Source organism: Actinomadura sp. 7K534 (genome assembly GCF_004348575.1).
Lineage (GTDB): Bacteria > Actinomycetota > Actinomycetes > Streptosporangiales > Streptosporangiaceae > Spirillospora > Spirillospora livida.
The window spans coordinates 1-10,867 of record NZ_SMKB01000236.1 but is presented as its reverse complement, the minus strand read 5'-3'; the positions used below and the strand labels follow the sequence as shown (position 1 = coordinate 10,867).

At 73.4% G+C, this 10,867-nt stretch carries 11 protein-coding genes, 1 pseudogene and 1 riboswitch; of the genes and pseudogenes, 7 read left to right on the top strand and 5 right to left on the bottom strand.

Annotation, left to right across the window (positions count from 1 at the left end; all coding sequences use genetic code 11):
* On the top strand, window positions 1-774 hold a 774-nt coding region (locus tag E1266_RS30650; RefSeq protein ID WP_132052984.1), incomplete at its 5' end, for a protein kinase.
* A 27-nt stretch (window positions 775-801) separates the two neighbouring features.
* Here the strand turns inward: E1266_RS30650 and E1266_RS38360 are convergent.
* The 4 genes from E1266_RS38360 to E1266_RS30635 form a co-directional block, all read right to left on the bottom strand.
* Entirely contained in the window at window positions 802-963 is a 162-nt protein-coding gene (locus E1266_RS38360) for a hypothetical protein (protein ID WP_165966274.1), read from the bottom strand.
* A gap of 123 nt (window positions 964-1,086) precedes the next feature.
* Window positions 1,087-1,767, bottom strand: a complete 681-nt coding sequence (gene thiE, locus E1266_RS30645; RefSeq protein ID WP_243719083.1) for a thiamine phosphate synthase — start codon at window positions 1,765-1,767, stop codon at window positions 1,087-1,089.
* A gap of 136 nt (window positions 1,768-1,903) precedes the next feature.
* Window positions 1,904-2,278, bottom strand: coding sequence for an Rv2175c family DNA-binding protein (locus E1266_RS30640; protein WP_132052980.1), 375 nt, complete (start codon window positions 2,276-2,278; stop codon window positions 1,904-1,906).
* Window positions 2,279-2,354: 76 nt separating this feature from the next.
* On the bottom strand, window positions 2,355-3,572 hold the full coding sequence (locus E1266_RS30635) for an FAD-dependent oxidoreductase (RefSeq protein WP_132052978.1): 1,218 nt from the start codon (window positions 3,570-3,572) through the stop codon (window positions 2,355-2,357).
* Between the two features lie 95 nt (window positions 3,573-3,667).
* Window positions 3,668-3,781: riboswitch (TPP riboswitch) on the top strand.
* Between E1266_RS30635 and thiO the strand changes: the two genes are divergently transcribed.
* The 6 genes from thiO to E1266_RS30605 all read left to right on the top strand — a co-directional run bounded on the left by thiO (window position 3,772) and on the right by E1266_RS30605 (window position 9,927).
* Window positions 3,772-4,902, top strand: coding sequence for a glycine oxidase ThiO (gene thiO, locus E1266_RS30630; RefSeq protein ID WP_132052976.1), 1,131 nt, complete (start codon window positions 3,772-3,774; stop codon window positions 4,900-4,902). It overlaps the preceding riboswitch by 10 nt.
* Complete coding sequence (gene thiS, locus E1266_RS30625) at window positions 4,899-5,099, top strand: sulfur carrier protein ThiS (RefSeq protein ID WP_132052974.1); 201 nt, start codon at window positions 4,899-4,901, stop codon at window positions 5,097-5,099. The genes thiO and thiS overlap by 4 nt, the downstream gene beginning before the upstream one ends.
* A 106-nt stretch (window positions 5,100-5,205) precedes the next feature.
* Complete coding sequence (locus E1266_RS30620; protein ID WP_279436363.1) at window positions 5,206-5,979, top strand: thiazole synthase; 774 nt, start codon at window positions 5,206-5,208, stop codon at window positions 5,977-5,979.
* 151 nt (window positions 5,980-6,130) lie between these two features.
* Window positions 6,131-7,099 (top strand): EamA family transporter, encoded by a 969-nt coding sequence (locus tag E1266_RS30615; RefSeq protein WP_132052970.1) that lies wholly within the window; start codon window positions 6,131-6,133, stop codon window positions 7,097-7,099.
* Window positions 7,100-7,135: 36 nt separating this feature from the next.
* The gene (gene pknB / locus E1266_RS30610) at window positions 7,136-9,052 is read left to right on the top strand and encodes a Stk1 family PASTA domain-containing Ser/Thr kinase (protein WP_132052968.1); all 1,917 of its coding nucleotides are present in this window, start codon (window positions 7,136-7,138) and stop codon (window positions 9,050-9,052) included.
* A 20-nt stretch (window positions 9,053-9,072) separates the two neighbouring features.
* Window positions 9,073-9,927, top strand: a complete 855-nt coding sequence (locus tag E1266_RS30605) for a deoxyribonuclease IV (RefSeq protein ID WP_132052966.1) — start codon at window positions 9,073-9,075, stop codon at window positions 9,925-9,927.
* A gap of 659 nt (window positions 9,928-10,586) precedes the next feature.
* On the opposite strand, the pseudogene E1266_RS30600 reads toward E1266_RS30605, so the two are convergent.
* Window positions 10,587-10,867, bottom strand: a pseudogene (locus tag E1266_RS30600) (hypothetical protein); the annotation flags it as partial.

Genomic DNA, 10,867 nt, shown 5'->3' with positions numbered 1-10,867 from the left:
GGCCAAGGGCATGGGGGCCAGGCGCACACCGGCCGCTCCGGCCGGCCGGGCAAGGCGCGTCCCGCCCACCCCGGGCAGGGCCACCCGCCCGTCGCCAAGGACGCCATGGACGACGCCGAGGCCCCCCGGCTCCGGCACGTCGTCGGCGCGGACGCCGAGGGCCCCCGCCTCCAGGACGTCGTCGACGAGGACGGGCCCCTGCCCGCGAAGCACCTGCACAGGGTGGCGCTGCGGACGGCCGCCGCGCTCGCCGCGATCCACCGCGCCGGGACCGTGCACGGCGACTTCAGGCCCGCCAACGTGCTGCTCGGCCCGGACGGCGCCAAGGTCGTCGACTTCGGGGTCGTGCGCACCGCCGGCGAGGCCGCGGACGGAGCGGCCGGGACGCCCGCCTACATGGCGCCCGAGCAGATCGAGGACGAGCCCGTCGGCCGCCCCGCGGACGTGTTCGCCTGGGGCGCGACGGTCGTGTTCGCCGCGACCGGGCGCCCGCCGTTCGGCACCGGGCCCGCGCCGGAGGTCATGCGGCGCGTCACGTCCCGCCGGCCCGACCTCGGCGACATGACGGGCTCGCTCCGCGACCTCGCGGCGCGCTGCCTGGACAAGAACCCCGCCGCCCGGCCGACCGCGCCGCAGGTCGTCCGGGCGCTGCGCGAAGGGCAGGGACCGATGCCGAAACCGCGGCCCACCCGGATCCCGCGCTACCGCTGGCGCATGATGGTCGCGCTCGCGGCCGTGGTCATCTGCGGCTTCGTGGTCGGCATGCTCTTCTGACCGGACGGCGGCAAGCCCCGGGCCGGATCACCAGTGCGGGGGGCGGTCCTCCAGCAGGCGCGAGTCGTCGTCGTCACCGCCGCGCCACTCGCCCCACCCGAGGTCGGTGTCGTCCGACGTCTGGTCGGGCAGGATCTCCAGCTCGTCGTCCAGTTCCACGGGCCGGTCGTCGGCGGGTCCCACGCTCATGATCCCCATTGTGGGCGATCGGGCCGGTGCTCCGCACCGTGATCCCGGTCAAGGTGATCCCGGTCAAGGTGATCCCGGTCAAGGTGATCCCGGTCAAGGTGATCCCGGTCAAGGTGATCCAGGTCAGGCCCCGGCTGCGCCGCGCAGCCGGCGGGCGAACTCGGCGGCGGCGGCGCCCGGGTCGGCCGCCTCGGTGATCGCCCGCACCACCACGACGCGGCTCGCGCCCGCCGCCGTCACCTCGCCGAGGTTCCCGAGGTCGATCCCGCCGATGGCGAACCACGGCCGCGGCACGCGCTGCGCCGCGACGTACTCCAGCAGCTTGGGGCCGGGGGCGGCGCGGCCGGGCTTGGTCGGCGTCGGCCACACCGGGCCGGCGCAGAGGTAGTCGACGCCGGGCTCGGCCGCGGCCGCGGACGCCTGCTCGCCGGAGTGCGTGGACCGGCCGATCAGCATGTCCCCCCCGACGATCTCGCGGGCGGCGGGGACCGGCAGGTCGCCCTGGCCGAGATGCAGGACGTCGGCGCGGACGGCGTGCGCCACGTCGGCCCGGTCGTTCACCGCGAGCAGCGCGCCGTGCCGGTCGCAGGCCGCCCGGAAGACCTCCAGGTACTCCATCTCCCGCCGCGCCTCCAGACCCTTCTGGCGCAGTTGGACGATGTCGACCCCGCCCGCCAGCACGGCGTCCAGGAAGGCCGGCAGGTCGCCCTGGCGCTCTCGCGCGTCCGTGCAGAGGTACACGCGGGCCCGGCCGAGCCGGGCGCGCAGGTCGACGGCGCGTTCGGAGGGGAGGTGCCTGGACACGGCGGACATCGTTCCTTTCGGTGGGCGAGCGCGGCACGGGCGACCGCGGGGCCGCGCGGCGGTCGTCTCCCGTCCGGCGCGCCCCCGCGATCGTGTCACGTGCGCTGCGGGCCCCGGGTTCCGGGGCCGGAGGGCCCTAGAAGGCCAGGGCCTGGGCTCGGCGGCGGACCTCGGTCCCCCGGTTCTCGGTGAGCGCCTCCACGGGCGTCCCGGGGAGCGTGTCGTCGGCGGTGAACAGCCAGCGGATCGTCTCCGCCTCGTCGTACCCCGCGTCGGACAGGAGCGTCAGGGTGCCCGGCAGCCCCTTGATGACCTGGCCGTCCTTGATGAAGGCCGCGGGCACCATCGGATTGCCGTCCCGGCGCACCGCGAGGAGCCGGTGCTCGCTGATGAGCTGCTTGATGCGGTTGGGCTTGATCCCGAGTCTTTCGGCGGCCTCTCTCAGGGAGAGCCATTCCCCCGCGAGGGCGTCGGTCCGGGGGTCGAGTGCGCTTTCAACGGTTGCGTGCATCTGCGTCACGCCCCCTTGCTACCACTCCTCCGGATTCGTCAAACCCCCTGCACACGTAACGTCCGGGCGGCGATCGCTACGGGCGAACGGCCTGCCGGACCGGTACCTCGGGGTCGGCGATGGCGTCCGGATCCACGGGCGTCCCGGCGGCGATGATCCGGCGCGCCTGGACCAGATCGCGGGGCCGGTCAACGGTGAGGATCGCGTCGAGCCGGTCGCCCGTCAGCCACACCACCGCCCATTTGCGGCCGGACGGGTCGCCCCGGTGCACGAGCCGCTCGGACGCCGCGTGGCTGCCCGCGTACTGCACCATGCGCCCGAACTGCTCGGACCAGAAGTACGGGGCCGCGTCGTAGGCGGCGTCCTGGCCGAGGAGGGCCGCGGCGGCGATGTCGGGCGCGTTGAGCGCGGTGTCCCAGTGCTCGACGAGGAGCCGCCGGCCGTACCGCCCCGACCACCAGGCGGCGCAGTCGCCGACCGCCACGACGTCCGGCCGCGCCGAGCCGGGCTCCTCCTCGCCCTGGTAGGCGCGGAACGAGGCGTCGGTGACCACCCCGCGCTCCAGCAGGAGCCCCGAGCCCTCCAGCCAGGACAGGTCGGGCCGGACGCCGATACCGGTGACCACGACGTCGGCGGGGATCTCCTCGCCGCCCGCGAGCAGGACGCCGCCGTCCCGGACCTCCGCGACCTTCACCCCGGTGCGCAGCCGGACGCCCGCCTCGGCGTACCAGGGCGCGGTGAGCGCGCCCACCTCCGGGCCGATCGCGTTCGCGAGCGGGGCGTCGGCGGCCTCGACGACCGTCACGCCGCAGCCCTTGGCGGCGGCGGTGGTGGCGACCTCGGCGCCGATCCAGCCCGCCCCGATGATGACGATCCGCGCGCCGCCGCTGAGCCGGGACCGCAGGTCGCGGGCGTCGTCGATGGTGCGCAGGACGTGCTGGCGCCCGTCCCCCGGCAGCGTGACCGGCGCGGCGCCGGTCGCGATGACCAGCCCGTCGAACGGGAGGTCCCCGGCGGTGGACGCGACGACGCCGCCCCGCCCCGGCTCGGCCAGGCGGAGCCCGGTGGCGCGCTCGCCGAGGAGCAGGTCGCAGTGGAGGGAGTCCCAGTCGGCGTCGACCGTCGTGTCGTCGGACTCGCCCGCGAGGACGGCCTTCGACAGCGGCGGCCGGTCGTAGGGCAGGTGCCGCTCCGCCGACACGAGCGTCAGCGCGCCCTCGTACCCTTTGCTCCGCAGGGCCTCCACGGCGCGCACGCCGGCCAGCCCTCCACCCACGACGATGACCCTCTGCATGGGGTCACCCTAACCGGCGGGCCGGCGGCCTCTTGGACTGGTGTCCAGACAGTTGAACATGTCACGGGGGTCGTACAGTGGAAACCACGTAAAACGGCACAGAGCGCGGGAGTCCGGTACGACCGGGCTGAGAGGGCGGCTGAACGGGCCGCCGACCGCCAGGACCTGATCCGGATCATGCCGGCGAAGGGAGCGCGCAGTGGAGATCGCGATCATAGGGGCGGGCGTCGTCGGCCTGGCCACCGGGTGGCGGGCGGCCGCGGCCGGCGCCGCCGTCACCCTGGTCGACCCCGACCCCGGCGGCGGGGCGTCGTCGGTGGCGGCCGGCATGCTCACCCCCGTCAGCGAAGTGACCTACGGCGAGGAGCCGCTGCTGCGGCTGGGCCTCGCCTCCCGCGACCGCTACGGGGCGTTCGTCGCGGAACTGGAGGACCTCACCGGCCTGGAGACCGCCTACCGCACGGACGGGATCCTCCAGGTCGCGTTCGACTCCGACGACCTGACCTACCTGGACGACCTGCGCCGCTTCCAGGAGAGCCTCGGCATCGCCGCCGAGGCCCTGACCGGGCGGGAGTGCCGGAGGGCGGAGCCGATGCTCGCGCCCGGCGTCCGCGGCGGCCTGCTCGCCCCGGAGGACGGCTCGATCGACCCGCGCCGGCTGACCGCGGCGCTGCTGACGGCGGCCGAGAAGGCGGGCGCGCGGCTCGTCCGGCGGCGGGCGGCCGGCGTCGCCGTCGAGAACGACGCGGCGACCGGGGTGCGGCTGGACGACGGGACCGTGGTCCGCGCCGACCGGGTCCTGCTCGCGGCCGGCCCGTGGTCGGGCGACCTCGACGGGCTGCCCCCGGGGGCCGTTCCGCCCGTCCGCCCGGTGAAGGGCCAGGTGATGCGGCTCCGCACCCGCGTGCCGTTCCTGACGCGCGCCACGCGCGGGCTGGTGAAGGGCTCGTCGGTCTACCTGGTGCCGCGCGCGGACGGGGAGATCGTCCTCGGCGCCACCCAGGAGGAGCTGGGCTTCGACACGCGCGTGACCGCCGGGGGCCTGTGGGAGCTGCTGCGGGACGCCCGCGAGCTGCTGCCCGGCATCACCGAGCTGGAGTTCGCCGAGGTGTCGGCGGGCCTGCGCCCCGGCTCCCCCGACAACGCGCCGGTGATGGGGGCGTCCGCGCTGCCCGGCCTCTTCGTCGGCACCGGGCACTTCCGCAACGGCGTCCTGCTCACTCCGGTGTCCGCCGACATCCTGTCCGCGATGCTGCTGGACGGGCCCGTCCCCGACGTGGCCGGGCCCTTCTCCCCCGACCGCTTCTCCGCCGAGGTGCACTCCCGATGAAGGTGTTCGTCAATGGTGAGCCGCGCGACGTGCCCGAGGGCACGAGCGTGGCCGAGGTCGTCGCGTCCGTCACCGCGGCCGTGACCGGCGTCGCCGCCGCGCTGAACGACGAGGTCGTCCGCCGCTCCTCCTGGGAGACGACGACGCTCGCGCACGCCGACCGGATCGAGGTTCTGAACGCTGTCCAAGGGGGTTGAGGGGCGTATGGAACGGAGCGCAGCGAAGTGCAATGCGCCACTCGGCCCCCGCCAGGGGGGCGTGGGGGGCCGTCCCCCCACAACAACGGAGTACAGGGGGGTTGAGGTGGACGACGACAGGCTTGTCATCGCGGGCGAGGAGCTCGGTTCCCGGCTGATCATGGGGACCGGCGGGGCGCCGAGCATGCAGGTGCTCCGGGAGGCGCTCACCGCGTCCGGGACGGAGCTGACCACGGTCGCGATGCGGCGGGTGGACCCGTCGGCGCGCGGCTCGGTGCTGGACGTCCTGAACGAGTGCGGCATCCGGGTGCTGCCCAACACCGCGGGCTGCTTCACCGCGGGCGAGGCGGTCCTCACCGCCAAGCTCGCGCGGGAGGCCCTCGGGACGAACTGGGTCAAACTGGAGGTGATCGCGGACGAGCACACGCTGCTGCCCGACCCGATCGAGCTCGTCGAGGCCGCCGAGCAGCTCGTCGCGGACGGTTTCGCCGTGCTGCCCTACACCAACGACGACCCCGTCCTCGCGCGGCGCCTGGAGCAGGCGGGGTGCGTCGCGGTGATGCCGCTCGGGTCCCCGATCGGGTCGGGGCTCGGCATCCGCAACCCGCACAACATCGAGCTGATCGTCGAGGGGGCCGGCGTCCCGGTCATCCTGGACGCGGGTATCGGCACGGCGTCCGACGCCGCACTGGCGATGGAGCTGGGCTGCGACGCGGTCCTGCTGGCGACGGCGGTCACCCGCGCGCAGCACCCCGCGCGGATGGCGGCCGCAATGCGCCACGCGGTGGACGGCGGGCGCCTCGCGCGGCTGGCGGGACGGATCCCGAAGCGCCGCTACGCCCAGGCGTCCTCGCCGTTCGAGGGCCTCGCCACTTCGTAGTGAAGCTAAAGAATTCGGTATAGCAATATTCGCTGGACCTGAAATGTCGGCGCGGTGAGACTGGGATCCGTTGCACCCCAGGACGGCGCGCAGGCAACGCGGCACGTCCCTTCGGTGTTCGTGGAAACATCCCATACCTAAGGTGCGTGACATGCAGCAGGAAAGCAGGCCGGCGGGCATCGACAAGCCGGCGATGGCCGCCGCCACGATCACGGTGGTGCTCTGGGCCTCGGCCTTCGTCTCCATCCGGAGCGCGGGCGCCGAGTACAGCCCCGGCGCCCTCGCCCTCGGCCGCCTCCTCTCCGGGACGGTCGTGCTCGGCGCGCTGCTGCTCGTCCGGCGCGAGGGACTGCCGCCGAAGGGCGCGTGGCCCGGCATCGTCACCGCGGGCATCCTGTGGTTCGGCGCCTACATGGTCGCGCTGAACTGGGGCGAGCAGCTCGTGGACGCCGGCACCGCCGCCCTCGTCGTCAACATCGGCCCGATCCTCATCGCGCTCCTCGGCGGCTGGCTGCTGAAGGAGGGGCTGCCGCCCAGGCTGATGGCCGGCATGGCCGTGTCGTTCGCCGGCGCCGCCGTGGTCGGGCTGTCGATGTCGGGCGAGGGCAGCTCGTCCGTCATCGGCGTCCTGCTGTGCCTGTTCGCCGCCGTCACCTACGCGGCGGGCGTCGTCAGCCAGAAGCCCGCGCTGAAGCACGCCTCGGCGCTGCAGTTCACCACGTTCGCCTGCGCGATCGGCGCGCTGATCTGCCTGCCGTTCTCCGGCCAGCTGGTCTCGCAGGCCGCGGAGGCCCCGGCCGGCGCGACCCTCAACATGGTCTACCTGGGCGTCTTCCCGACCGCGATCGCGTTCACCACCTGGGGATACGCGCTGGCGCGCACGTCCGCCGGGAAGATGGGCGCCACCACCTACGCCGCTCCCGCCCTGGTCGTGCTGATGTCGTGGCTGTTCCTCGGCGAGGTCCCCGGTCTGATCACCCTCGCGGGCGGCGTGCTGTGCCTCGCCGGCGTCGCCGTCTCCCGCAGCACCCGCGGGCTGCGCCGCCGCACCGCGCCCGTCCCGCCCGGCACCGCCGAGGAGGCCCGTTCCGGGCTTGTCGAGGCTCATACCCGGGACTGATGAGATCCTCCGCGATTCGCCCGTAAACTCGCACCGATGGACACGTCGGTTGCTGATCCACTCGTCGGGCGCGTGCTCGACGGGCGCTACCGCATTGAGTCCCGCATCGCGCGCGGCGGCATGGCCACGGTCTACGTCGCGCGCGACATCAGGCTCGACCGCACCGTAGCGATCAAGGTGATGCACGCCGGGCTCGCCTCCGACGAGGACTTCGTCACCCGCTTCATCGGGGAGGCCAAGGCCGCGGCGGCGCTGTCCCACCCGAACGTGGTCGCCGTCTACGACCAGCGCACCGACGGCGAGCACGTCTTCCTGGTGATGGAGTACGTCGCGGGCCACACGCTGCGCGACGCGCTGACCGCCGTCGGCCGGCTCGGCCCCCGCGCCGCGCTGGAGATCATGATGCCGGTGCTGGCCGCGCTCGGCGCCGCGCACCGGGCCGGTCTCGTGCACCGCGACGTCAAGCCCGAGAACGTGCTGATCAACGAGGACGGCCAGGTCAAGGTCGCCGACTTCGGCCTCGCCCGCGCCGAGACCGCGAGCAAGATGACCAAGACCGGGGTGATCATCGGCACGGTCGGCTACCTCTCCCCCGAGCAGGTGCTGTCCGGCAGCGCCGACGCCCGGTCGGACGTGTACGCCGCGGGCGTCATGCTGTTCGAGCTGCTCACCGGTGAGCTGCCGCACCGCGGCGACACCCCGCTCGCCGTCGCGTACAAGCACGTGAACGAGACCGTGCCGCCGCCGTCCGGCGTCGTCCCGGGCATCCCGCCGCAGGTGGACGCCCTGGTCACGGACGCGACGAACCACGACCCGGGGCGCCGCCCGGTCGACGCGAACCAGTACCACGCCGAGGTCGCCGAGGCGTTCGGCGGCCTCCCCCGCGACTTCGACCGGCGCATGGAGGAGGCGTCCCGCGGCGCCACCAGCGTCCTGGAGGCCCCGCCCGCCGACGGGCGCACCGCCGTCCTCGACCGCGGCACCCTGCCCGCCGAATACCCCGAGCGGACCAGGGCCGACCGCGCCATCGGGGCGTTCACCGGCCGCTACGCCCTCATCGCCATCGGCGCGATCGCGGCGCTCATCCTCGGCTGGGCCGTGTGGTACCAGACGTCCGGGCAGTACGAGCACGTCCCGTCGTCGATCATCGGGATGGACGTCGACGACGCCCGCGACCAGCTGGAGAGCGCCGGGCTGGACGTGCGGCTCGCCACCCCCATCTACGACGACCGCATCCACAAGGGCGACGTCGTCAAGTCCGACCCGCCCGCGGGCGCCCGCCTCGCCCAGGGCGAACCCGTCACGCTGACACCGTCCAAGGGCATCACCCCGCGCGAGGTCCCGGACGTGAAGGGCAAGCCCCTGGCCGAGGCCAAGCAGATCCTGGAGGACGACGGCTTCAAGGTCGGGCGGATGACCAGCACGCCCTCCCAGACCGTCGCCAAGGACGGCGTCATCGGCACCGAGCCGCAGGCCGGCCAGAAGCAGTCCCCCGACGACCCGGTCGCCGTCATCGTCTCCACCGGCATGTCCATGCCGGACCTCATCGGCCAGAACGGCGACGCCGCCGCCAACCGGCTGCGCTCGATGGGCCTGAACGTCAAGGTGCAGAAGAAGAAGGTCGACGGCAAGGAACCCAACTCGGTGATCGACCAGGCCCCGGCGGAGGGCACCGGCGTCTCCCGCGGCGACGAGGTCACGATCGTCGTCAACAAGCGCGACTGCCTGGTCGACGCGGGCCCGATCCAGCTCGGCTGCGACGACGGCAGCGAGAAGATCGTCCCGGTGCCGAACGTGGTGGGGCGCAGCGTCCGGGACGCCGAGAAGGCCCTGAAGGAGTCCGGCTTCGAGGTCAACGTGACGGGCTTCGGCGGCAACATCGTCCGCTTCCAGTCCCCGAGCGAGGGCGAGGCGCCGCGCGGCTCCACCGTCACGATCGTCCGGGGGCCGTGACCGGATAGGCTGAACCGGTCATGACCTCACCGAACAACCCCGTCGGGGCCCACGTGCCCGTGGCCGGCGGCCTGGCCGGCGGGGGCCTCAAGTACGCCGCCGAGATCGGCGCCGAGGCGATCCAGGTCTTCGTGGCCAACCCGCGCGGCTGGGCCCTCCCCGAGGGCCGTCCCGCCGAGGACGAGAAGCTGCGCGCCCGCACCGACGTCCCCGTCTACGTGCACGCCCCGTACCTGGTCAACTTCGGCTCTCCGAACGCGGAGACCCTCGCCAAGTCGATCGCGACCGTCCGCCACTCCCTGGTCCGCGGCCGGGCCATCGGCGCCCGCGGCGTCGTCGTCCACACGGGCTCCTCAGTCACCCAGACCTACGACGAGGCGATGGCGCAGATCCACGAGCACGTCCTGCCCCTCCTGGAGGAGATCCCCGAGGACGGCCCCGACCTCCTCCTCGAACCCATGGCCGGCCAGAACAACATGCTCTGCACGAAGGTCCAGGACCTCGGCCCGTACTTCGACCGCCTGGAGCACCACCCGAAACTCGGCGTCTGCTTCGACACCTGCCACGCGTTCGCCGCGGGCCACGACCTGGCCGCCCCCGGCGGCGTGAAGGACACCCTCGACGCCCTGGTCGCCACCGTCGGTGAGGGCCGCCTCAAGCTGATCCACGCCAACGACTCCAAGGACCCCTGCGGCTCCGGCCGGGACCGCCACGAGAACATCGGCGCCGGCATGATCGGCGAACCCCCCTTCGCCGACCTCTTCACCCACCCAGCGGCCACCGGCCTCCCCGTCCTGATAGAAACCCCAGGCCGAGCCCCCGCCCCCCACGCCAAAGACATAAAAACCCTAAAAACCCTAAGAGCCACCCACTGATCGCGCAGCGAGCCGCAGCCATACAGCGATCACACGCACTGCCCGCTGAAGGGAAGGCCCCCTAGGGCCGACCGCCAAAAGGCATTTGCCCTCACGACGGCACCAGCCACCACCCCAACCACGCGACAACCGGAACAGCCGCGATCGCGTCCGAAGGCAGGTTACGAGCGAAGCAAGAAACCTGATCGCGCAGCGAGCCCCTAGGCGAGCCGGAGCGATGCAGCGATCGCACGCATTGCCCGCCGAAGGGAAGGCGCTCCAGCGCCTGACCGCCAAGGGCAATGCAATAAACAAGAGCTCAGGCGCCGCTGAACAACCCCCCGACTGTTCAGCGGCGCCTGAGCCGCAGGCCGCCGGATCCCACCCCCCCGGTACGGGATCCAGCGGCGTGATCCGGCGTTTGCCGGATCTCCTGGTGTGCACATGTGGGAGGTTCGCGGTGTGCTGGTCCGCCCGCCCTCCGCGGCGGTGTGGCGTGTGGTGCCACTGAGAACACTAGGGGTGTGATGCCACAGAGCGGCACCCGCGAAACGCTGCACTCGGTAAACGGTACGTAGTCAAAGATATACGTAGCGTGTTCATGCGATGAGCGGTCGGGCCGGCGGGACGAGCGGCGGGCGGGAACGGTCCACATCGTGCGGTGAACGGTCGTCGATGATTTACGGACGCGGTGCCGGTCCCGGGCCGCGGCGGCGGAGGCACTGGGAGAGCGTCCCGGCGAGGGCGACGACGATGCCGCAGGACGTGGAGACGAACGCGGCGAACGCCCCGGCGGCGATCAGGCCGGTGAGCACGACCGGCGCGGCGAAGGCCGCCGCCGCGGTCAGAACGACCGCGCGGGTCCTGAGGGCGATACGAAACTGGGTCCGGATGAGCGCGCGGGCCTCGGCAGGACTGGGCCGGCGGGAAGCGGGCGGGCCGACAGCGGGCGGCTGCGGGG